We start from the raw sequence: 23,264 nt of genomic DNA on the forward strand, positions 1-23,264 counted from the left end.
CTACCGAATTCGATAGCGAGACACACCCGCTCGATGACCCTTTCCTGACGTCGAGGGCCTTCAACCGGGCTAGACTCATCTAACAAGTCGCCACCCCACTCGGCCACGGAGGAGCCCCCTGTCAGCCATGTTCGGCCTACCCACACATCTGCCCCGGAACGTGCCATCTTCGCGAGTCACGACTCTGATCGCCGCGGCATTCCTGCTATTCGGCGTGGCGGTGACTGGCAAACCGGCAGTGGCCGATGACGCCTCGCGCCCCACCACCGAACAGATGCGCGACTGGATCGAAGCGATGAAAACCGCCCCGCGCGGGCCATTCGAGCGGATTCGCTGGTTCTGCGAGGACGGGGCCGTCCTGCCACCGAAACCGTATGCCTGCGGCGACCATGGCGGCGGCATCCAGCACGGGGAATGGAACGAGCGCACGCAGACCATCCGCGCCCAGAGATACCCGTTGGCCACCCTGCTTGCGGAACTCGAACCCGCCGACTACCTCGGCCCCAGCGGGCAACACCAGGAACTACGCCAGATCCTGATCGAACGCTTCCTGGTCCGGGCCGATGACGGCTGGGTCTTCCGCCGCGCCCGCTATTACCGCGGCGCGATCCAGATCGAGGACGAGGAGCGCCAGGCGCGCGCCCTGATGCTCGCCCTGGCCGGAGATCCCTGGTGGCACGATCCGGATCGCTTCTTGCTGCTGCGCGAGGCGACCCGCCTGTTGCCGGTCGATGGCGACCACCCGGCGGCCAGCCAGGCGCGGGATCTCGCCATCGAGATCGCCGAGGCCGCCCCGGACTTTCAGGACCTGCGGATCAAGTTGCACGGCATGCCGGATGCCGGCGACATCCAGCGGGTAACCGAGTTCGCCCGACAGAACGACGACCCGACCCTCGAGCTGCCACTGCAGAAACTTGGCCGGGCACTCGAGGCCCTCTACGCCCCCCAGGCCGCCGTGGATCGCCTGAGGGCACTGGGCGGCCGCAGCCCCGATGCTGAGCTGCGCCGCTCGCTGCTCCAAGCAGCCGACCGCCTCGAGCAGAGCCAGACACTCACCGATCGGTTGACCACGACCGGGCAACTCGCACACCAGGTCCACCAACGCATCGAAGCGCCCACCAGCTCGCCGGAACAGAAGCTGCGGCTGCTGCAAGCCAGCCTGGCCCTGGAGCAGGAAGCCTTCGCGGTGGCCAGCCACCTGTTCGAGCGCAACCAGACCGATCCGGCCAGCCGCCACGAGCAGTTGACCTGGTTGCGTGCCCTGGGTGAGAGCTTGTATGGCACTGGCCTGCTGTCCGGCCGGCAATGGCAGCAACTCTCGGGGGCCATCGACGGACTCCTCGACGACCCGTCCGTGCCGGCGTCGCGCTATGCCACCGAACTGGCCTACCTTGCGCGCACACCCGGCTGGGCGCAGCGAGCACTCGGGTTTCATTTCGATCTCGCCATCGACCGCTGGGCGGACCTCACGTCGCAGGTCAGGCACTTCATCCCCGACCGGCTACGCGACAGCCCGTTACTGTTCTACAGCCGCCTGCTCGACGGACTGCGCAATGACGCCGGGCGCATGACCGATACGCGGCACCGCCTGTTCGGCAAGCCCCTTGCCACCGGGCTGCGCCCACTCAACCCCGGCCTGAGCCGTGGCGTGCTGCGAACCGCTCCGGCCGACGGCGAGCCGCTCGACCCCGAAGGCATCTACCTGCTGCCGGAGACCACCGCCTCGCTCCCGCCGGTGGCCGGCATCCTGACTCGCGGGGCGGGCAACTCGCTCTCGCACGTCCAGCTACTGGCCCGCAACCTGGGTATTCCCAACGTGGTGGTCGACGAGGCGCTGCTGGATCGAATCGAAGAACATGTCGGCGAGTGGGTCGTGCTTGCGGTGAGCCCGGGCGGGCGCGTTGAACTGTCCGCCGACGGCCCAAAGTGGCAGGAGCTTCTCGGCCGGGGAAAAGGCGAGACGGGGCAGCGAATAGAGCCGGACTGGAACAAGCTCGACCTGGAAGACGACAGCCTGCGCGAACTCCACGGGTTACGGGCCGACGCCTCCGGGCGCCAGGTCGGCCCCAAGGCGGCCAACCTCGGCGAGCTCGCGCATCACTACCCGGAACAGGTAAGTGCCGGGCTGGCAATCCCGTTCGGCGTCTTCCGTGAGCTGATCGACCAACCGATCCGCCCCAGCGGCCCGACGGCCTTCGAGTGGCTCAAGCAGGAGTACGAACGCCTGGGCCGCATCGAGGATACCCAGACCCGAGCCGCGGACACTGCCGAGACGCTGGCCCGAATGCGGCACTGGATCGCGACGGCCGAATTGCCCAGCGGTTTTCGCGAGCGGTTGCGCGAGCAGCTGACCGAGACATTCGGGTCGCCCGACACCGCCGGCGTGTTCGTGCGCAGCGACACCAACGTCGAGGACCTGCCGGGTTTCACCGGCGCGGGGCTCAATCGAACCGTCGCCAACGTGGTCGGCTTCGAGGCCATCATCGAGGCTATTCGCGAGGTGTGGACCTCACCGTTCACCCAGCGAGCGCATGCCTGGCGCCAGGCACACATGGATGCCCCGCAACACGTCTACCCGGCGGTGTTGCTACAGGCGACGGTGCCGGTGGACAAGTCCGGCGTGCTGGTCACCACCGACCTGGATACCGGCGACCGGCAGTGGCTGAGCATCGCGACCAGCGAGGGACTAGGCGGCGCCGTCGACGGGCAGGCAGCCGAGGAGTTGCGTGTTCACCGGGAGAGCGGCGCCGTGCGGCTGCTCAGTCAGGCCACGGCCCCCACGCGACTGACCGCTCGGCCGGAGGGCGGAGTGGAGCGGATCGCCGCCGAGGGGCCGGCCACTCTCCTCTCGACGGCGAATATCGACCGGCTGCGTCACCTGGCCGACGACGTCGAAGCCAGGGATCTGCTGGCGGTGGATGACGCGGGGGAGCGGCCGGTGGCCGACATCGAATTCGGCTTTGTCGACGATCGACTGGCCCTGTTCCAGATTCGTCCGTTGGTGGAAAATCGATGGGCCCGCGCCAACGAACACCTCATCGCGCTGGATCGGCCGCTGCGTGACACGGACGCCCCGGCCGTCGACCTCTCACGGCCACCCGCTCGATAGGCCGACCAGCCCCTTTCGCCTCCGACTGGCCTATGCTCGAATCATGAGCCCCTTCAAGCGACAAACCCCTCCCCGCCCGGCTTTGGCCCCGGCGCTCTCCGTGGCACTGACTGCCCTGATCGGCTTGCTGTTGCCCGCCACCCTGCCGGCCTACCCCCTCGATGCTGCCGAGGAGACCGGCATCGAACGCCTGGAGGGCTACCGCCTGGCCAACCAGGGGGAGATCGCCGGCAACCGCGTGCCGCCGGGGGCCCTGCTCGACAGCGAACAGATCCGTCTACGCTTGGCCGACCGGCCGGGCTTCGAATTGCCCGACACCGATGCCGCCCTGACGCGTCGCGTGATTGGCCTGCTGGGCCCCGAGGCGTCCCGGTACAGCGTCAGCGTGCTCGACATCAGCGACCCGGATCGTCCCCGCTACGCCGAGCACAACGGCCTGACCCGCCGCACGCCCGGCAGCGTCGGCAAGGTCATGCTGGCCACCGCGTTGCTGCAGAAGATTGCCGACCGTTACCCCGACGACATCGAGGCCCGACAGCGACTGCTGCGCGAGACGCAGGTCACCGCGGATGAATTCATCCAGTGGGACAGTCACACGGTGCCGTTGTGGGACGGGGAGGACCGGCGTTTCACGCGCCGCCCGCTGCGCGTGGGCGACACCGCCAATCTCTGGACCTACCTCGACTGGGCCATGTCGGCCAGTTCGAATGCCGCGGCCAGTGCGGTGATGAAACAGCTGATGCTGTTGCACCACTTCGGCGAGGACTATCCGGTGGCGGCGGAGCGAGAGGCCGAACTGTTCGACCGACCACCCGCCGAGCGGCGCGACATCCTGCTCGAGGCCCTGGTCGAGCCCATCGCCCGCAACGGTCTGGATACCGAGCAGTTACGTCAGGGGGCCTTTTTCACCAGTGGTGGCAAGGTGCGGGTCTCGGGCACCAACAGTCTGGGCACCACCCGTGAGCTGATGCGCCTGCTGGTCAAGATGGAGAAGGGGGAACTGGTCGACGAGTGGTCGAGCCGGGAATTGAAGCGCCTGCTGTACATGACACAGCGACGTATCCGCTACGCCTCGTCGCCAGCGCTCGCTGATGCGGCCGTGTTTTTCAAGTCCGGCTCACTCTACAAGTGCGACCGGGAGGCGAATCCGGACTGCGGCAAGTACCGCGGCAATGTCTACAACTACATGCACTCGGTCGCGATCGTCGAGCACCCGGCCGGCGACCCGGAACAGGTCTACCTGGTGACGATGACCTCCAACGTGCTCAACAAGAACTCGGCGGTGGCGCACCAGAGTTTCGCCACCCGCCTGCATCGCTTGATGGAGGCCAGGGAGGACTGATCGCTCAGCGAGCCGAGACCGATCTGAGTCCGGCCGTGCGAATCGGCGCGTCCATGATCAACCCGTCCAGCTCGACGATCAGCCGCTTGAGCCACTCGCCGCCGCTGGGATTCTGCGCCAGACCCACGGCGATGTAGGTGCGACCGTCGTGCTCGACGATGGCGCTGTCGGCATGCCAGTCGCGCCAGGAGCCTGACTTGCGGTAGATCTGCGCCTGCGGAGCCTCGGCGAGCAGGCCCCCGACGAACTTGTGCGAGATGGCGGGTTCGCCGAGGATGCGCTTCATCTCGCGGGAGGATTGCGGCGAGACCAGTTGGCCCTTCTCGAGCAGGTAGTAGAACCGGGCGACCTGGAAAGCCGTCGCCCCATGGGAGAGATGATGCAGCGGGTCGCGCTGATAGGCCGAACCCCGACCGTATTCCTTGCCGACCCACAGACCGCCGTTGAGTGACTCGTCGTAGAGACGATAGCGTGGCGAACGCAACAGCTCGTTGATGTAGTCTCGCCCTACCTTGCGGATCATCGCGGTGGCCGCGGAGTTCGACGAGTTGCGGATCATGCGGGTCATCAGGTCGCGCGTCTCGTCGTCGAGTGTCAGCGCCCCCTCGTCGACCCGCTGGAAGGCGGCGAGCAGGATCGCGATCTTGGGCAGGCTGGCCGCGTAGAGCATGGCATCGCCATTGACCTCGGCCAGTCGGGGCTGATCCGGATCGGTGACGTCCACCAGCGCGACCGACAACTGGCCGGCCTCGACCGATCCGCCCAAGTGGAGCGCTTCCAGCCGTTCCTCCAGTTGTGCCTGCAGGGCAGGATCGGCGGCCTCACGCAGTGCGACGGCATCCGCCGGGAGGGCGGCCTGTCCGAGGCCCGGCCCGACCGACCAGAACAGAAAAACCAACGCCAGCTGTCGCCACATGGCCACCTCCTGATCCGGCATATCCGGATGAAAAACAAAATTGTCCCGAACAGTACCCCATTAATGCCGTAAAGTCATGGAGATAGTCCCGTCAAAGGAAGCACGTGAACCTGCTGACACGATCGAAACACCCTGACCCCGGTGGCCCCGGAGCCGAAAGCCCAGAGCCGCCGGGTGGCGGTTCACGCCACCCGTGGCTGATGCGACGCGTTCTGCTGTTCACGAACTTCTTCCTGATCATCGCCGCGGTCTACCACCTCAAGCCGGCGAGCCGTTCGCTGTTCCTGACCGCGCTGGGTGCCGATGCCCTGCCCTACGTCTGGATTGCCACGGCAACGGCCCTGGCCCTGACCATCGGCATTTACCACCGCCTGATCGCACGCTATTCGCGCATCCACGTGGTTCTGGGCACCTGTGCGGTGGTGATCACGATACTGCTGGGGTTCTACCCGTTTCTCAACGGCAGTGGTTTCGCCGGGGCATTCGCCTTTTACGTGTTCGTCGACATGGTCAGCGTGATCCTGGTGGAACAGTTCTGGAGCCTGACCAACACGATCTTCTCCACTCGCGAGGGCAAGCGCTGGTACGGGTTTATCGCTACCGGCGGGCTGGTGGGCGGGGTCGCGGGCGGCATGGCCTCCAGTGCATGGATACGCCAGGCCGGACTGGAAACGATGGATCTGCTGCCGATCGCCGCGGCCATCATCGGCCTGATCGCCGGCCTGACCCTGCTGATGGGCCGCACTGGCCTCTACCGCGAGAAACCCGGCGTGACCAATCACGCCGCCCATACAACCGGCGACTGGCGGGCGATCCTGCGTCATCCCTACCTGTTGCTGATCGCGGGAATCCTGCTGCTGGCGCAGATCGCCGAGCCGATCATCGAATACCAGTTCATGAAGGTGGTCGAGGCGACCGTCACCGATCGCGACGCGCGCACAGCATATCTGGGCGCGTTCTTCGGCGTACTCAGCGCCGTGGCGATCGGCATCAATCTGCTGATCACGCCACTGGTGCATCGCTGGCTGGGGGTGCTCGGCGGCCTATTCGCCCAACCGATCGCGGTCGTGGTCGGCAGTTTCGTGTACCTGTCGCAGGCCACCCTGCAGGCCGGGGCGTTTCTCAAGATCGCCGACCGCGGCCTCTCGTATTCGATCAACCGCGCCTCCAAGGAACTCCTGTACGTCCCCATCGAGCCATTACTAATGTTCCGGGCCAAGGCCTGGATCGACATGTTCGGTTACCGGCTATTCAAGGTGGCCGGCTCGCTGCTGATCCTGTTGCTGACTCAGTGGCTGCCGTGGCCATTGGAGGCCACGCAACTCGCCTGGGTGGTCGTCGCCATCTGTCTGCTGTGGATGGCCGCCCTCACCCAGTTGGGGAGCCGGTATCGCAACATCCTCGACCGGGCCGAGGCTCTGGGGGAGACCCGCTGAAATTGGCGCCCCAGTAAAAAGCCCGACGACTGGTAAGTCGTCGGGCCTGTGGGGAATCCGGCATTGCCCGCGAATCAACGCAACGTCCCAACCGATCAACCCTCGGGTCGTTTCTGCGCGAAATGCCCGGTGAACTCCTGGAAGGCGTTGGTCAGCTCAATCGGCAAGGGGAAGAACACCGAACTGGTCTTGCCGTTGGTGGACATGTCCGCCATGGTCTGCAGGTAGCGCAACTGCAGCGCGGCGGGGCTGTCCTTCATCATGTCGGCGGCCTGCACCAGTTTTTCGGCGGCCTGCAGTTCACCCTCGGCGTGGATGACCTTGGCACGCCGCTCGCGCTCGGCCTCCGCCTGGCGGGCGATCGCGCGGATCATGGATTCATCCAGGTCGACATGCTTGATCTCGACGTTGGCCACCTTGATGCCCCAGGCATCGGTCTGCTGATCGAGGATGCCCTGGATGTCGTTGTTGAGCTTGTCGCGCTCGGAGAGCATCTCGTCAAGATCGTGCTTGCCGAGCACCGACCTCAACGTGGTCTGCGCCAGCTGGCTGGTGGCCTGGTTGTAATTTTCCACCTGGATCACGGCGCGCTCGGGGTCGACGACGCGGAAGTAGAGCACCGCATTGACCCGCACGGTGACGTTGTCCTGTGAGATCACGTCCTGGCTCGGCACATCCAGCGTGATGATCCGCAAATCGACCTTGACCATCTGCTGGATCACCGGGATGACGATGATCAGGCCCGGCCCCTTCACGCGCTGGAACCGGCCGAGGAAGAACACCACGCCACGCTCGTACTCGCGCAGCACGCGCAACGACATGGCGATGAGCGCGACCAGCACGATCAGCGGTACGATCAGAAATCCGAAATTGCCCAGCATCTGTCTTCCCTCCATGGGCCCGACGGCCCGTGATAATGGCCTACTCGATTGGTTCGACGGTCAGGCGCAGGCCGTCAATCGCCACCACCCGCACGGCCTGACCGGCTCGTACCGGGCGGCGGCTGTCCGCCGTCCACAACTCGCTGTGGACGAACACCCGGCCCGTGCTCTCGAAATCTTCCTTGGCGATCCCCTGCATGCCGATCATCTCCTCGTAACCGGTCGCCGGGCGTCTGCGTCGCACGTCGAGAAAACGTCCCAGCACCCAGATCGAGAAACCGGCGATCGCAATCGCGACGCCGATGATCAGGGGCAATGCCACATTCAGGTTGGGGTCGTCCCAAAGCATGATGGATCCTGCGGTGAAGGCGGCGAGACCGCCGATGCCGAGCGCGCCGAAACTGGGCACGAACGCCTCGGCGATCATGAAGATGATACCGAGCAGGATCAGCGCCAGGCCCGCGTAGTTCAAGGGCATGACCTGCAGGGCAAAGAAGGCCAGGATCAGGGCGATCGAGCCGATCGTGCCGGGCACGATCGCGCCCGGGTTGGCCAGTTCGAAAATGATGCCGTAGATCCCGATCAACAGCAGGATATACGCGATGTTGGGGTTGGTGATCACCGCCAGGAGCTTGGCGCGCCAATCCGGGTCCTCTCGGACCACCTCGATGCCCTGTGTCGACAAGGTCCGGCTCGCCCCGTTGACCACCACCTCGCGGCCATCGAGCTGGACCAGCAGGTCGGAGAGGTCCTCGGCCACCACGTCGATGACATTGCGCTCGAGCGCCTCGCGCGCCCCGAGGTTGAAGCCTTCACGTACTGCCGACTCGGCCCAGTCGGCGTTGCGATCGAACCGTTCCGCCAGGCCGCGGATGTACGCCACCGCATCCTCGAGCACCTTGCGCTCCATGGCATCGCCACCGCGACGCGGGGTATCGCCAGCATCCTCGCCACCGTCAGTCGAATCGGCAGCCTTCTCGTCACTATCGTCACCCGTCTCCTCGGGCGGTGTCATGCCGGGCAATCCGCCACCGCCCATCTGCACCGGTGTGGCCGAACCGAGATTGGTCGACGGGGTCATCGCCGCAATATGCGAGCCGTAGAGGATGTAGGTCCCGGCACTGGCGGCGCGTGCGCCGGCCGGGTGGACATAGCTCGCCACCGGCACGTCCGCCTGCAGGATGGCCTGGATCATCGAACGCATGCTGGTATCGAGCCCGCCGGGCGTGTCGAGCTGCAGGACGACCAGCTCGGCACGCCGTGCTTCGGCCGACTCGATCCCGCGCATCACGTAGTCGGCGGTCGCTGGGGTGATTGCGTCCTGCACCGTCAGCAGCACGGCTTGCCGGCGATCCTCCTGTGCCGCGGCGACGGCCAGCCAGACCACTCCGATTAGGATCAAAAACGACCATGCCAGCCGGCGCCAGAAGGCGCGAGACGGACGTTCTGAAAATGCAGCCTTCATGGGGACTCCCCCTTCCCATCCGGCAACGGACGGCGTCTGCCGCCGGGACATGGCAACAGCATAGGTCATTGGCCGGCCCCGGGCAGCAGAGTCGGCGCCCACCACGAGAAAGGCCGCCCGATGGGCGGCCCTCGCAGGTGTCGGTGGCGTTGTTCGGCGATCAGCCGCCGGTCATCGACATGAAACGGATCACCTTCTCGGGCTTTTCCGTGAACTCGTGACGCTCGGGCTTGAGCGCGATCGCCTGCATCAGCGCCTCCTTGAGTTCGTCGTCGGGGATGCCCTTTCGCAGGAGCGGGCGGAAGGAGAAGCTCTCCTCCTGGCCCAGACACATGTACATGGTGCCGTCGCAGGACAGGCGCACGCGGTTGCATGTCTCACAGAAATGCTCGGACATCGGGGTAATAAAGCCAACCATGGTGTCGGTACCGGCCACCTGCAGGTAGCGCGCCGGGCCGGCACCGGTGACCGAGTTGACCGCCGGGATCAGGTCGTACTTCGCCTTCAGGCGTTTCTTGACGTCCTGCAGGCTGACGTAGTGATCGATCGCGTCGCGGCCGGTCTCGCCCATCGGCATGGTCTCGATCATCCGCAGGGTAAAGCCGTTATCGATGCAGTAGTCGAGCAGGTCCTCGACGTCGTACTCGTTGATGCCCTTCATCACCACCGCGTTGATCTTGATCGGCGAGAAACCGGCGGCCTTTGCGGCGGCCAGTCCGTCGAGGACCTTGTCCACCTTGCCCTTGGTGATCGACTTGAAGCGCTCGGGATCGAGGGTGTCGAGGCTGACGTTGATGCGGTCGGCGCCCGCGGCCTTGAGCGACTCGGCCATCTTGTTCATGCGGGTGGCATTGGTCGACAGCGAGACGTCCTCGATGCCGGGCAACGCCGCCACCCGACCGACGATATCCTCGATGCCCTTTCGCACCAGCGGCTCGCCGCCGGTAATGCGGACGTGGGACAGGCCCATGTCGGCCATCACCCCCAGCAGACGCTCGATCTCATCGGGCGTCAGCCAGTGCTCGGGCACCTCGAAGTCCTTGAAGCCCTCCGGCATGCAGTAGAAACAGCGCAGGTCGCAGCGGTCCGTTACGGACAGCCGCAGGTAGTTGATGGAGCGGCCAAACGGGTCGGTCAACTGCTGCATTTTCTCGTCAGCCCTTGCCTGGACCATGCCGACATCCGTGGCATGGGTGTCTTCAACGTGCGCAGCGGGCGTGACAGCCCGCCGCGCGGGAAATGGGCCCGGGCGAGACCGAGGGGTCGGAATCGGCCTCGACCGGGACCTGCGATGCAGGAGCAAGTGAAACGTGCGTCATGTTCACTTGGACATAACGGTATCAGCCGCGCTCGAAAATGCAAGCGTTATGGCGGGAAAAACCGAACGCATCCGCCGACATCGCCCCTAGCGCCGGCATAGGGCGTCAGGGCGCGGCGCCCACCTGCCAGTGACCACTCTTACCGCCCCGCTTTTCCAGCAAACGCGTCTGCTCGATCACCATGCCGCGATCGACCGCCTTGCACATGTCATACAAGGTCAGCGCAGCCACCGAAGCGGCCGTCAGCGCCTCCATCTCCACGCCAGTCTGACCGGTCACCGCGCATTCGGCAGTGATGTGAACGGCGTGCCGATCGGGTTCGGGGGTAAGCTCGACCTTCACCTTGGTCAACATCAGCGGGTGGCACATCGGGATCAGATCGCCGGTGCGCTTGGCCGCCATGATCCCGGCGATCCGCGCCGTGGCCAGCACGTCGCCCTTCTTGTGGCCGCCGGAGAGGATCAGTTCCAGGGTCTCCGGCTGCATGACGATACGCGACTCGGCCACGGCGACTCGCTGGGTGTGCGCCTTGTCGCCGACGTCGACCATGCGGGCCTCGCCCTTCTCGTCCAGGTGCGTCAGTGTGCGGCTCATAGGCCAATCTCCTTGAAGGCGGTGTATTCGACCGGATCGCCGGCGGCTAGACGCTCATCGGGCGGGATCAACGCGAGGCCATCGGCCCAGGCAAGCGAACTGAGCAACCCCGAGTTCTGGTCCGGGTAGGGTTCAAGCATCAATCGGCCCTCGACCTCGATGCGGCGCACCCTGATGTACTCGGGTCGATCACCGCCCTGACGGGCAGCGGCCAGCGGCAACCACTGTGTCGGCCAGGCACCCGGATCGGTCTGGCCGGCCAGCCGGTCGATCGCCAGGCGCACAAATCGCAGGTAGGTCACAAAGGTGGAGACCGGGTTACCCGGCAGACCGAGAAACGGCGTACCCAGCACCTCGCCAATCGCCAGCGGCTTGCCCGGCTTGAGAAAGACGCGCCAGTGATCGATGCGCCCCAGCGCCTCGACGCCGGCACGCACCAGGTCGGCCTCGCCCACCGATACGCCACCGGAGGTGACGATCAGATCGGCCTGTGCCGCCTGGCGTAATTGGGTATCGATCACCTCGCGGTCGTCCGGCAGACAGGCACGCTGGACGATCTCGACCCCGGCGGCACGCAGCAGCGCCTCGAGCATCGGCCCGTTGGCGTCATAGATCCTGCCCGGCAAAAACGGGTCACCCGGTGCCAACAGCTCGTCGCCGGTGGTCAGCAGCGCAACCCGCACCCGCCGGCGGACCGACACCGTGGCTTCGCCGGTACTGGCGATCAGCCCTATCTGCGGGACGCTGATGCGCGTGCCGGATTCGAGCAGCACCTGCCCTTCTCGCGTATCGGCCCCGGTGGCACGCACGCCGGCACCGATCGACAGATCCTCGAGCCAACGCGCCTGACCCGCATTGATCTCGACCGACTCCTGCGCAATCACGGTGTCCGCGCCCTTCGGCAACAGGGCGCCGGTGAAGATGCGCATGGCGGTGGCGGGCTTAAGGGTTGCCGGCGCGTCGCCGGCGAACTGTTTGCCTTCCACGGGCAACGACTCGCCGGTCACCAACGGCCCGGCCACCGCGTAACCGTCAAACAGGCTCAACGGCGCAATCGGGACGTCACGGGGGGCGGCCAACGATTCGGCCAGCACGCGGCCAACCGACTCGAGCACGGGCACCTGCTCAACCTCTGCCAGTGGCTCGATCCACTCGCTCAGCCGTTTAATGACGTCCTCGACGGATTCCACGCAACCTTCTCCTCAGTCGAAATCGGCAAACCAGCGCCGGCGGGCAGCCTCGTCGCTCTCGCGCGCATCCACCCAGCGGGTGTTGCCCTCGGGGTCGACCTCCTTCTTCCAGAACGGCGCGTGGGTCTTGAGGTAGTCCATGATGAAGGTACAGGCATCGAGCGCATCGGCTCGGTGGGCACTGGCGACCGCGACCAGCACGATCTGATCCGTGGGCCGAAGATGACCCACGCGGTGAACGATGCTCACGCCGGCTAATGGCCACCGCGAAATCGCCTCATCGGCCACACGCTCAAGGGCGCGCTCGGTCATGCCCGGGTAATGCTCGAGGACGAGATCGCTGACCTCCAGGTCATCGTTTATATCGCGCACGGTGCCGAGAAAACTGGCAACCGCCCCGACATGGGCGCATTGCGAGCGCAATTCGCCGAGGACACCGCCAATGTCGAAATCGGCTTCTTGGACACGGATGGAACGGAACACGGTGGAGGTCGCTGCCCTGTTGGATATTTCCAGCAAACTATAACGACCCAGATGCCTAGCGCCAAGGCTGAAACACGTCAGCCGCATGCGGGCGCGATCCCATATGCCTTTGGCAACACGCGAACCGATCGGGCTGATACCCCATTAAATGTTCGAACCCGCACGCGGTTGTTAATTAGAACCCTCTGATGTAGATTGCTGCCGGTTCAATTTTTTGATCGGGCCATCGATCGGGGAACCCTGTTCGGATTGACCCGACTCGAAGACCCATGAACAATAGCGGGTCATTGTCGACATCGGCGAGCCGCCGGCATGTCCTCAAAAACACGCGTCTTTCGGTTGTCGGAGAACCGGGGGGCACGGAATGGATCGAATTTACGTTGATCCGACCAATTGCCTACGATGCAGGAGTGAGCAATGTCAGAAACCACACTTGATCAGACGCCGCAGAGCGATGCCCGCGAGGGCGTGGCTTCCAGCGACCGTCGCAAATTCCTCCGCAAGAGCGTCGCGCTCGCGGCAACCGGCGCTGCAGCTGCAGCCGCCGGCAATGCCTACGGCGACGTCGACCTGGAGACCGTGAAGGAGCCGCTGGAAGACGGTCCGACTCGCAACATTCTCGGCCGTGGCGTCGTGTCCGTTCCCTACGGCATGCCGTCCAAGTTCGAGAAGGACGTGGTTCGCCGCAACGTCAGCTGGCTGACCGCCGACACTGTCGCGTCGATCAGCTTCACCCCGTGGCAGGATCTCAACGGCATCATCACGCCGAACGGTCTGCACTTCGAGCGTCACCACGCCGGTGCCGTCGACGTCGACCCGGAGACCCACCAGCTGGTCATCCACGGCATGGTCGACAAGCCGATGATCTTCTCGATGGATGATCTGAAGCGCATGCCGTCGCACACTGCCATCCACTTCCTCGAGTGCCCGGCCAACGGTGCAATGGAATGGCGCGGCGTCCAGATGGACTCCATGCAATTCACCCACGGCATGATGAGCTGCTCGGAGTGGACCGGCGTCAAGCTGACTGACCTGATGGAATACGTCGGCGTCGATCCGAAGTCGACCTGGCTGTACGCCGAAGGCACCGACGGCTCGGCCCTCCAGCGTTCCATCCCGATGGAAGGCGCCAAGGACCAGTTCGGCGAGCCGCTCCCGGCCGACAGCTGCGAGATGTACAAGGATGCCATGATCGCCTACGCCCAGAACGGCGAAGCGCTGCGTCCGGAAAACGGCTACCCGATCCGCTTCCTGCTCCCGGGCTGCGAAGCGAACATGTCGATCAAGTGGCTGCGCCGCATCAAGTTCGTCGACAAGCCGCTGGTTACCTACCAGGAGACTCGTCACTACATCGAGCCGCTGCCGGATGGCACTATCCGCCAGTTCTCCCTGGTCAACGAGGCCAACTCGGTCATCAACTACCCGTGCCCGGACTACCAGATGAAGGGCAAGGGTGCCTACGAGATCCGCGGGATTGCCTGGTCGGGCCGTGGCAAGGTCGCTCACGTCGACGTCTCCGTCGATGGTGGCAAGAACTGGCAGGAGGCCGAACTGGTCGAGCCCGTACTGAGCAAGTGCGTGACCAAGTTCAAGCTCCCGTTCGAGTGGAAGGGTGACGAGCACCTGATCATGAGCCGTGTCACCGACGAGACCGGCTACGTTCAGCCGACCCTGATGCAACTGCGCAAGGTTCGCGGCTTCAACAGCATCTACCACAAGAACTCCATTCAGGCCTGGAAAATCGAGAAGACCGGCGAGGTGAAGAATGTCCAAATTGAAAACTTCTAAGTTCGGGCTGGGTCTCGCGGCCGGTGCCATGGCCCTTGGCCTGAGCACCGCCGGCATCGCAGCCGAGCACGCCAGTGGCTTTAACGGCATCGGCAAGAACATTACCGACAAGGCCATCGAGCCGTGGGACATCAGTGTGTTCTACGACGGCACCAACCTGCCGAAAGGCTCTGGTTCGGTCGCCGACGGTGAGCAGCCGTACCAGGCCCAGTGCGCCATGTGTCACGGTGACTTCGGCGAAGGTGCCGAGGGCTACCCGAAGATGGCCGGCGACCCGATGCCGCAGTTCATCAACTCCCTCAAGCAGGGTCTGGACGGCGTCGGCAACCGTGGCGTCAACAACGCTTGGGGCCACGCCCCGACGCTGTTCGACATGATCAAGCGCCACATGCCGTTCTACGCACCGGGCACCATGGGCGTTGACGAGTCCTACGCCGTCACCTGCTACGTGCTGAACCTGGGCGGCATCGTCGACATGGACTTCACCTGCAGCGACGAGACGCTGGCCGACGTTGAAATGCCGTCCGCTGAGTACTTCGTGACCGACACCCGTCCGGACACGAACAACCAGCGCTGCATGAGCGACTGCACCGACGAAGAGCCGGAAGTCGTCTACTCTGCTGTCGAGGGCGTGAGCGGCTAAACACCCTCCCCCTGCCCAAGCAGAAACGACCAGCCCCGCCATCCGGCGGGGCTTTTTTGTGCCTGATGGATAATCCAGCGGCTCTCGTCCCCATGGAGGCGCTATCGACATCCCCGACACACCACAGTGATGCGCGAAACCTACCGGCTCACTGCCGGATGCTTTGGCCAGCCACAACGAAAAAGACCTCGCCTAGGCGAGGTCTTCGGGAGGGCTCCGTAATCGAGAGCTTACTTCATGAAGCCGAGAATCGCGTTGCGTACCGAGTCGATGTCGGCATCGATGGTCACCATCGTCGCCTTCTCAACACCCGGCATGTCACCGGTACACTGCGCGATGGCCGTATCCGGGTCCTTCAGGCCGTTACCGGTCAAGGTCAGGACGATGCTCGAGCCGTCCTGGATCTTGCCGGCCTCGAGATCATTGATCAGGCCAGCCAGTGAGGCGGCCGACGCCGGCTCGCAGAAGATGCCCTCGTGCTGGGTCAGCATGCGCTGGGCGGCGAGAATTTCGGCGTCGGAGACCTCGGCGAACCAACCGCCGGACTCCTCCATCACCTTCCAGGCACGATCCCAGCTCTGCGGGTGACCGATGCGGATGGCCGTGGCAACCGTGTCCGGATCGTCGACCATCTCACCACGCATGAAGGGCGCCGAACCGCTGGCCTGGTAGCCGACCATCTTGGGCCGATTGCCACCCGAGCCGCCGCCGGCAAACGGGCATTTGCCGTTGCAGTAGGCACAGGATTCGGTCACGTGGTCTCCCGAGGTGGCCGAGAACTCGCAGTAGCCGATCCAGTGCGCGGTAATGTTACCCGCGTTGCCTACCGGCAGACAGTGGTAATCGGGTGCGCGCCCCAGCTCCTCGATAATCTCGAAGGCGGCGGTTTTCTGGCCCTGCAGGCGGTACGGGTTCACCGAGTTGACGATGGTCACCGGCGCCTCTTCGGCGACTTCCTTGACCAGGCGCATGCCGTCATCGAAGTTGCCGCGGATCTGCAGGATGGTCGCGCCATACATCATGGCCTGCGCCATCTTGCCCATGGCGATCTTGCCATCGGGGATGATGACGAAGGCGGTGATGCCGGCACGCGCGGCATAGGCGGCAGCCGCCGCCGAGGTGTTGCCGGTCGAGGCGCAGATGATGGCCTTGGAGCCCTCTTCCACCGCCTTGGTCACCGCCATGGTCATGCCGCGGTCCTTGAACGAGCCGGTCGGGTTGAGCCCCTCGTACTTGACGTAGATGTCCACCGAGCGCCCCAGCACCTTCGGCAGGTTGTGCAGCCGAATCAGTGGCGTGGCGCCCTCGCCCAGGCTGATCAGACGGGTGTCGTCGGACAGCGGCAGGCGGTCACGATACCGATCCAGCAGACCGGTGTAGCGGCTTTGATGCGTCATGGGACTCTCACTTGGAATGACGCGCCGCCCGACCGGACCCCATTATTCGGGCCACAGCCTGGCGGCGAGCAGATGATTTGCTGGCATTTTACCCTGCCAACCCGCAACTGTCAGGGGGCGGGTTGGCGATGAGGCGCCTCGATAACGCGAAGGCCGCCCCTGATCGAGTCGAGGCCGGCCCCGGGCCGAGCGGGGCCCTGCCCCTAGCCCGCCTTGGTGCGGCAGAGCATCTGATCCTCGCCACTGAGGATCTGCTTGAGGATCCGGCGCGCCTGACGCATCGAGGTGGAAAGCGTCTTCTCGATTTCCTTCATCGAGACGGTCTCGCCGTCGTGCACCCCGGCTGCCCAGTTGGCGACGACATTCAGGCTGGCGTAGTCGATGCCGGCCTCGCGCGCCAGCACCGCCTCCGGCATGCCGGTCATGCCGACCACGTCGCAGCCGTCGCGCTCCAGCCGCCGGATCTCGGCGGCCGTCTCCAGCCGCGGCCCCTGGGTGGCACCATAGGTGCCCCCATCGATCATGGGCAGGTCCAGCGCCCGGCCGGCCGAGAGAAACGCCTCGCGCAGGGAGGCATCGTAGGGATAAGTGAAGTCGACGTGGGTGACCGAGTCGAGGTCCCCTTCATAGTAGGTCGATGGGCGTCCCCAGGTGTAATCGATCAACTGATCGGGCACCACCAGCGCACCCGGCCCCATGTCCGGGTGAATCCCGCCGACGGCGGCCACCGCCAGGATACGGCTCACCTTGAGCTCTCGTAGCGCCCAGATGTTCGCGCGGTAATTGACCTGGTGCGGTGGGATACGGTGGTTGTAGCCGTGACGCGGCAGGAAGACCACCTGGCAGCCCTGCATCCGGCCAATGGTCACCGGCCCGGAAGGCTCACCGAATGGCGTGGGAACCACCTGGTGGCGCACCTCGTCGATCCCCTCGATCTGGGAGAGTCCTGTCCCGCCGATGATTGCCAGATGCACGTCAGTCCTCCCGTCGATTCAAGTCACCCGCCGGCTCACTCCCCCTCGGGAAGGGCATGAATGCCCGGCAGGTTGCGAAAGTAGCCATGGTAATCCATGCCCTCGCCGAAGATGTAGCGATCAGGCACCGGGACGCCACAGAAGTCCGCGGCTAGCCCCGGCACCTTGCGATCATGCTGCTTATCGGTTGCCACTGCGATCCATACCCGGGCCGCACCCGCATCGAGGCACCATTCTCGCACCGCCGCCAGGGTATGCCCCTCGTCGAGGATGTCGTCAACTAGCAACACCTCGCGACCAGCCAACTCGATGTCCGGCTGCGCGAGCCACTTGAGCGCCCCGCCGGTGGTCGCCCCTCGGTAGCGGGTGGCGTGCAGGTAGGACAACTCCAGCGGGAAATCCAATCGCGGCAGAAGTTGCCCGGCACTGATCAAGCCGCCATTCATCACCGCGAGCACCACCGGCACCCGCCCGGCAAGTTGCTGGTTGACCTCCCCGGCCAGGCGCGCGTAAGCCGTCTGCATTGCCTCGGCGCTCACCAGGCATTCACAGCGCGCCAGCAGCGCATCAAGCTCGTCGGACTGCTGGCGAAGGTTAGCGCTCACTTGCATGACGTTCTCCGGTGGGAGGGGTTCAGGCGCGGTCGGGAAACAGGTCGGGCTCGTCCACGCCAAGCCGTTCGATCCACCGCAGTGCCTCGGCATAACGCGGCGAATGGGCAAGCTTCCCCTCGCTGGGGACCGGACCGTGACCGAACAGCCGGGCGAGCCGGGCCTCACGCTGGGGATTGGGCGAAAACGCCAGCGATTTCTGCACCCGGTCCACCAGTTCGGGGTGGTTGCAGATCAGCGCCATGTCGACACCGGCCGCCAGGCATTGCTCGACGCGGTCCTCGATCTCGCCCACGGCCGATGCGGCCGCCATGGTGAGATCGTCGCTGAACACCGCACCCTCGTAGCCCCACTGCTGACGCAGCATCTCGCGCACCCAGACAGGCGAGAACCCGGCCGGCCGGGCGTCCACCTTCGGGTAGACCACGTGCGAGACCATCAGACCGGGAATCAACCGCTCGGCCATCGCCCGGAACGGACGCAGATCGGTCTTCTCGATGGTCGCGAGCGGACGGGAATCGACCGGATGGGCGATGTGCGAGTCGGCCGCCACCGCGCCATGGCCGGGATAGTGCTTGCCCACGGCGGCCATGCCGGCATCCTGCATCCCGCCGGTCCAGGCGATCGCCAGCGCGATCACCGCCTCGGGGCATTCGTCGAAGGCCCGGTCACCGATTACCCCGCTGATGCCGCGGTCCAGGTCGAGGACCGGGGCGAAGCTCAGGTCCACTCCGACCTCGCGCAGTTGCACCGCCATCAACCAGCCCAGCGACCGGGCCGCCTCGAGGCCGGCCTGACGATCCTCGTCGAACAGATCACCCAGACGCCCCATCGCCGGCAAGGCAACGAAGCCGTCGCCCTTGAAACGCTGTACGCGCCCACCTTCCTGGTCGACGGCAATCAGCAGATGCGGCCGTCGCAGGGCGCGGATCTCGGCGATCAGTTCGGCAAGCGGCGCCCATCCCTCGAAATGACGGGCGAACAGGATCACCCCGCCCGTGGATGGATGCTGCAGTCGACGCCGGTCTGCCGGAGTGATCTCCGGGCCGGCCAGATCGATCATCAAGGGGCCTAGTGCGGTCATGCCGGTTTCCTTCCGCGGGATGGGTCAGTGGTCGCGCCGGTTGCGAACGTTGCGCCAGCGCCGACTGCGGCCATTGTTGCCCAGCAAGGCCTGCTCGGCGAGTGCGCCGAGGTACACGTACAAGCCCAGCGCCACCAACAGGGCCGCTGCGGCGAACACCATCAGGGTAGCCACCGTTCCCTGATCCGAGTAGCCCATCGACACCTTGAACATGGTCAACAGGCCTTCGATCAGGATGGCAACCAGGATGGCCGCGACAAAGCGCGTCATGGTTCGTCTCACGGTGCTGTGGCGATGGACATCCTTCTCCATCAGCACCTCTTCCTCGAACACCGTCTTGGCCAGGTCGAAGATCGCCATGGCCAATGTCAGAACGACGATCACCTCGAATGGTTTGAGTCGCAGTTCAGCCGCCCAGCCGGGTTCCATCAAGGCGTGGACCAACTCGCTCATGCTGCTGTAGAAAAGCACGCCAGCCACCATCAGCATCGCCGCGGCGAACAAACCGTAGAGCGCGCGAAAAAATGGCTCGATACGCCGACGCAGGGTGTCACCAAGCAGGAAGCTGATCATCGCCTCGAGGTCGACATCGATGACCAGGTAACCCACGCGGCCCTGGTGTTCGATCTGCAGGGTCGCCGAGATGCACAGATCCCGCGAGGCCGAGGACAGATACGGCTCGGTCAGGTGGACGTACTCCCCCTCCTGAAAGAACTTGAAATACGGTCGCTGACTGCGATCGGTGCCCTTACCTCGCCCCATCGCCCGATTGACATGGCCGGTCTCGTCAGCCCCGTACTCGGCGACCTGCACCCCCTCCTCGTCCAGTAGGTAGACCAGGTCGACGAAGGGATAGAGATCGATCAGCTTCTCGGTCACCGAATGCAGGGCCGCCTGATCCGTGAGCAGGCGTGGCTCGCCGATGCCGGTGATGATCGATTCGATCAGTTCGCGAATCGAGCGCGATTGCTCGTGGTAGCGGTCGATGGTGCTGATGTAATTGGCCGAATGCATGATGTCCTTGGCTGGCAACGAGAGTGGGGGTGGGCAACGACCCAAACGGGCAGTTTAACCCGAGCAGACCGGCCACGTGCGGAACGGTCTGCAGGAATATGGCGCCTCTCCGCGTGCCCCGATCTCCTCGAGCCGGCATGGCGTCAAACGGCGCAGCCCATCGTCGGCAAAAAAGAGGCGCCCACGAGGGGCGCCCAGCAAGGAGGAGTCAAAGAGCACCAAACGGGTCACACCGGGAACCGATGAAGGACGGCGCGTCGCCTTGGCAAACCACTAACAGCGAGAAGCATGCCAGGCGTTCGTGACACCCGGATGGCAGGGGTATAACCGCATCGTGACGCGGTTTAGCGGCCAGCCCCCCGGTCAGGGTGCGGAGCAATGCCAACGGCCCTGCTGGCAAGCCGCTGCCCCTTCGTGGTGCAGCGATCATTGCGGCGCCCCAGCGTGGATCGCTGCTCAGTCGAGCCTTTCCGCGAAGAATTCCAGTGTCTTCGCCAGCGAATCGCGGTCGGCGGCCTGGTCGTAGGAAAGCGGCAGACCGAATTTCTCGGCCTTCTCGTCGGCGCCCGGGTTGGTGAAGGCATGACTGACCCCGGGGTAGCGGGTGACCTGCACCGCCGCACCGGCGTCCCGCATCTCCTGGGCGACCCGCTCGACCTCCTGCGGCTCGGCCATCGGGTCGTCCTCACCGGTGAATATCCAGGTGGGCGTGTCGATCGTCCCGGCGATCGGCGCCAGCCCGCTGATGCCGGCGTGGAACGTCGCCAGCGCGTCGTGATGCACGCCCTGGCGGGCCATGCTCAGACCAACCGCGCCGCCGAAGCAGTAACCGATCGCCGCAAGCCGCTCGGCATCGACGGCGTCATGGCGCTTGATCGCCTCGATCGCGAGCCGATAACGGGTTTTCAACCCCTCGAAATCCGCCAAGGCCTGATTCATCAGCTCGGTGGCCTCGCCCGCGTCTTCGGTGACGCGGCCCTCACCGTAGAGGTCGATGGCGAAACCGACATAGCCGGCCTCGGCCATGTCACGGGCCCGCTTTTCCATGTAGGCGGTCCGCCCCCAGAACTCCGGCACCACCAAGACGACCGGCCGGGGGCCGGCGGCGTTGGCATCGTAGGCGACCAGGCCCTTCATGGTCAGGTCGTCCGAGCGGTACTCGAGCTCCTCGGTCTTGATTTCTGCGGCCATGAATCATCTCCTTGGGAACGTTGGTATCGGCACGATCGAGCCGACGCCCCGCCCCCGGGGAGAACCGGGACAAGGCGTCGGCACAACAGGAAAGAGTCTTAGCAGCCGCCCGCGGCAAATGCAGGATCAGCCGACCGCCTCAGCGGCCGGCTCGGCCGACCGGGCTGCCCTGGCGGCGCGGGCACGGCGGACCGAGCGTTGGTCGATGGCCTGCTTGAAAGCGACCAACAGGGCCAGCCCGATGAAGGCACCGGGCGGCATCAGTGCCAGCAGGAAGGTCATCTGCTCGGGCAGCACCCGCACGCCCCAGTCGACAGCGATCGGCCCGAACAGCTGGTCGGCGCCGTCGAGCAGGGTCCCGAAGCCGATCAGCTCGCGCATGGCGCCCAGCACCACCAGCACCAGACCGAAGCCCATCCCCATCACGAAACCGTCGAACAGCGACACGCCGACGCCGTGGCGGGAGGCGAACCCCTCGGCGCGCGCGATGATGATGCAGTTGGTCACGATCAGCGGGATGAAGATGCCGAGCGTGTTGTAGAGCTCGTGAAAATGGGCGTTCATGGTCAGCTCGATAATGGTGACCACCGAGGCAATCACCATCACGTAGACCGGCAGGCGCACCTCGGCTCGGACCCAGTCGCGAATCAGGGACACCACGCCATTCGAAACCAACAAGGTCACCAGCGTGGCGATCGCCAGCCCCAGCGCGTTGACCGTGGTGTTGGAGATTGCGAGCAACGGGCACAGCCCCAGCACCTGCACCAGCGCGGGGTTGTTCTTCCACAGCCCGTCGAGGGCCAGTTCGGACAGGCGCGGGTCACTCATGCTCGTCTTCCTCCCTTGGGAAGGTCTGCAGGAATCCGATGCCACTCTGGCTTGGCGAGTCGTTCGTGATCAAGGCGCGATGTCACCGGCGTGCCGGCGGTCACGTCAAGACATCGCAACACGGAGCACGGGCGACTCGCCAAGCCCCGCAGGGCGCGCCTTGAGCCGGGCATCTGCTGCGTTGTCGTCCTTGGTAAAGGGAACAACCCTTCCGCGGCGGACGAGCGCCTTGCATCTGCCCGGCTCAAGACGCGCAGAGCGGTATCGGATTCCTGCAGACCTTCCCGAGTCGTCGGGACCTGGTCGAACAGCAGGCGGTGGTGGTCCTCGGCGTATTCCAGGGCCTGCTTGACCGCCGCCACCACCGCGCGCGGCGAAACGGTCGCCCCGGTGAACTGGTCGAATACCCCGCCGTCCTTCTTGACCGCCCAGGCGTCGGCCGGCGGGTCGCCCAGGCGACGCCCGGCAAAGCCCTCGATCCAGTCGGTCTTGTCCGCCTTGATCTTGTCGCCCAGCCCCGGGGTCTCGTTCTGCTCGAGCACGCGCACGCCGGTGAGCTCGCCGTTGGGCTTGATTCCCACCAGCAGGCGGATATCGCCACTGTAACCTCGATGGGTGACCACCGGGATGGCCACCGCCACCACCTCGCCGTCCTGGCGAGCACGAAAACCCAGCTGGCCGGCGTTCATGGCCCGCTCGCGTGCCTCGACGGAAAGCGCCTCGGGCCTGACCTCCCCCGCGCTCGCCTCGATCACCGGCGCGCCCAGGTCGAGGGCCTCGGGGTCCGGCAGCAGGAAGGCATCCTCGGCCGGGTTGTTGTCGTGACCCTCGCCCTGCAGGACGGCCATGATCTGGCCGAGCAACACGGCCTGGCGGTTGAGCTCGATCTGGTCGGCGGTCTTCTGCTGGGTGTAGGCGACAAAGCCCACCCCAAGGCCGAAGAAAACGGCCAGGACCACGGCGGTGATCACCACGCGACGCCATTCCAGGTTCATCACG

At 65.2% G+C, this 23,264-nt stretch carries 20 protein-coding genes; 5 read left to right on the plus strand and 15 right to left on the minus strand.

Features of this window, described 5'->3' with window-relative positions; all coding sequences use genetic code 11:
* Positions 1 to 160 precede the first annotated feature (160 nt).
* Positions 161 to 3,109: a PEP/pyruvate-binding domain-containing protein gene (locus tag VWP12_RS10470; RefSeq protein ID WP_410474073.1), complete on the plus strand. Its 2,949-nt coding sequence runs from the start codon at positions 161 to 163 to the stop codon at positions 3,107 to 3,109.
* A gap of 100 nt (positions 3,110 to 3,209) precedes the next feature.
* Entirely contained in the window at positions 3,210 to 4,451 is a 1,242-nt protein-coding gene (locus VWP12_RS10475) for a serine hydrolase (RefSeq protein ID WP_410474074.1), read from the plus strand.
* Positions 4,452 to 4,455: 4 nt separating this feature from the next.
* On the opposite strand, the gene VWP12_RS10480 is transcribed toward VWP12_RS10475, so the two are convergent.
* A complete protein-coding gene (locus VWP12_RS10480) occupies positions 4,456 to 5,367 on the minus strand; it encodes a serine hydrolase (RefSeq protein WP_410474075.1) in 912 nt (303 codons plus the stop codon).
* A gap of 200 nt (positions 5,368 to 5,567) precedes the next feature.
* Between VWP12_RS10480 and VWP12_RS10485 the strand changes: the two genes are divergently transcribed.
* Positions 5,568 to 6,803: an Npt1/Npt2 family nucleotide transporter gene (locus tag VWP12_RS10485; RefSeq protein WP_125197858.1), complete on the plus strand. Its 1,236-nt coding sequence runs from the start codon at positions 5,568 to 5,570 to the stop codon at positions 6,801 to 6,803.
* Between the two features lie 95 nt (positions 6,804 to 6,898).
* On the opposite strand, the gene VWP12_RS10490 is transcribed toward VWP12_RS10485, so the two are convergent.
* The 6 genes from VWP12_RS10490 to VWP12_RS10515 form a co-directional block, all read right to left on the minus strand.
* Positions 6,899 to 7,684: a slipin family protein gene (locus VWP12_RS10490; RefSeq protein WP_370271284.1), complete on the minus strand. Its 786-nt coding sequence runs from the start codon at positions 7,682 to 7,684 to the stop codon at positions 6,899 to 6,901.
* Between the two features lie 40 nt (positions 7,685 to 7,724).
* Positions 7,725 to 9,149: an NfeD family protein gene (locus tag VWP12_RS10495; protein WP_410474076.1), complete on the minus strand. Its 1,425-nt coding sequence runs from the start codon at positions 9,147 to 9,149 to the stop codon at positions 7,725 to 7,727.
* 160 nt (positions 9,150 to 9,309) lie between these two features.
* On the minus strand, positions 9,310 to 10,323 hold the full coding sequence (moaA, locus tag VWP12_RS10500; RefSeq protein WP_370271283.1) for a GTP 3',8-cyclase MoaA: 1,014 nt from the start codon (positions 10,321 to 10,323) through the stop codon (positions 9,310 to 9,312).
* Positions 10,324 to 10,573: 250 nt separating this feature from the next.
* A complete protein-coding gene (gene moaC / locus VWP12_RS10505) occupies positions 10,574 to 11,062 on the minus strand; it encodes a cyclic pyranopterin monophosphate synthase MoaC (RefSeq protein ID WP_410474077.1) in 489 nt (162 codons plus the stop codon).
* Positions 11,059 to 12,252 carry a gephyrin-like molybdotransferase Glp gene (glp, locus tag VWP12_RS10510; protein WP_410474078.1) on the minus strand — a complete coding sequence of 398 codons (1,194 nt, stop codon included), beginning with the start codon at positions 12,250 to 12,252 and terminating at the stop codon, positions 11,059 to 11,061. The genes moaC and glp overlap by 4 nt, the downstream gene beginning before the upstream one ends.
* 12 nt (positions 12,253 to 12,264) lie before the next feature.
* Complete coding sequence (locus VWP12_RS10515; RefSeq protein WP_240031375.1) at positions 12,265 to 12,735, minus strand: molybdenum cofactor biosynthesis protein MoaE; 471 nt, start codon at positions 12,733 to 12,735, stop codon at positions 12,265 to 12,267.
* Between the two features lie 417 nt (positions 12,736 to 13,152).
* Here VWP12_RS10515 and soxC point away from each other — a divergent pair, with 417 nt between their 5' ends.
* Both soxC and VWP12_RS10525 read left to right on the plus strand, forming a co-directional pair.
* A complete protein-coding gene (soxC, locus tag VWP12_RS10520) occupies positions 13,153 to 14,523 on the plus strand; it encodes a sulfite dehydrogenase (protein WP_410474079.1) in 1,371 nt (456 codons plus the stop codon).
* The gene (locus VWP12_RS10525; RefSeq protein ID WP_125197851.1) at positions 14,501 to 15,166 is read left to right on the plus strand and encodes a c-type cytochrome; all 666 of its coding nucleotides are present in this window, start codon (positions 14,501 to 14,503) and stop codon (positions 15,164 to 15,166) included. Before soxC ends, VWP12_RS10525 begins: the two co-directional genes overlap by 23 nt.
* Before the next feature lie 230 nt (positions 15,167 to 15,396).
* Here the strand turns inward: VWP12_RS10525 and thrC are convergent, their stop codons facing one another.
* The 8 genes from thrC to VWP12_RS10565 form a co-directional block, all read right to left on the minus strand.
* Entirely contained in the window at positions 15,397 to 16,563 is a 1,167-nt protein-coding gene (gene thrC, locus VWP12_RS10530; RefSeq protein ID WP_125197850.1) for a threonine synthase, read from the minus strand.
* A gap of 203 nt (positions 16,564 to 16,766) precedes the next feature.
* Entirely contained in the window at positions 16,767 to 17,537 is a 771-nt protein-coding gene (locus tag VWP12_RS10535) for an S-methyl-5'-thioinosine phosphorylase (protein WP_410474080.1), read from the minus strand.
* Positions 17,538 to 17,572: 35 nt separating this feature from the next.
* On the minus strand, positions 17,573 to 18,148 hold the full coding sequence (locus tag VWP12_RS10540) for a hypoxanthine-guanine phosphoribosyltransferase (protein ID WP_410474081.1): 576 nt from the start codon (positions 18,146 to 18,148) through the stop codon (positions 17,573 to 17,575).
* A 22-nt stretch (positions 18,149 to 18,170) separates the two neighbouring features.
* Entirely contained in the window at positions 18,171 to 19,232 is a 1,062-nt protein-coding gene (gene nagZ / locus VWP12_RS10545; RefSeq protein ID WP_410474082.1) for a beta-N-acetylhexosaminidase, read from the minus strand.
* A gap of 24 nt (positions 19,233 to 19,256) precedes the next feature.
* Positions 19,257 to 20,246, minus strand: a complete 990-nt coding sequence (locus tag VWP12_RS10550) for a PDC sensor domain-containing protein (protein WP_410474083.1) — start codon at positions 20,244 to 20,246, stop codon at positions 19,257 to 19,259.
* Between the two features lie 456 nt (positions 20,247 to 20,702).
* Positions 20,703 to 21,437 carry a dienelactone hydrolase family protein gene (locus VWP12_RS10555; RefSeq protein WP_410474084.1) on the minus strand — a complete coding sequence of 245 codons (735 nt, stop codon included), beginning with the start codon at positions 21,435 to 21,437 and terminating at the stop codon, positions 20,703 to 20,705.
* Positions 21,438 to 21,563: 126 nt separating this feature from the next.
* Positions 21,564 to 22,265 carry an electron transport complex subunit E gene (locus VWP12_RS10560; protein WP_410474085.1) on the minus strand — a complete coding sequence of 234 codons (702 nt, stop codon included), beginning with the start codon at positions 22,263 to 22,265 and terminating at the stop codon, positions 21,564 to 21,566.
* Complete coding sequence (locus tag VWP12_RS10565) at positions 22,262 to 23,260, minus strand: RnfABCDGE type electron transport complex subunit G (RefSeq protein ID WP_410474086.1); 999 nt, start codon at positions 23,258 to 23,260, stop codon at positions 22,262 to 22,264. Before VWP12_RS10565 ends, VWP12_RS10560 begins: the two co-directional genes overlap by 4 nt.
* Positions 23,261 to 23,264: the final 4 nt, after the last annotated feature.

Origin of the sequence: Guyparkeria sp. TX1, from assembly GCF_046523965.1 — a bacterium.
Taxonomy (GTDB): Bacteria; Pseudomonadota; Gammaproteobacteria; order Halothiobacillales; family Halothiobacillaceae; genus Guyparkeria.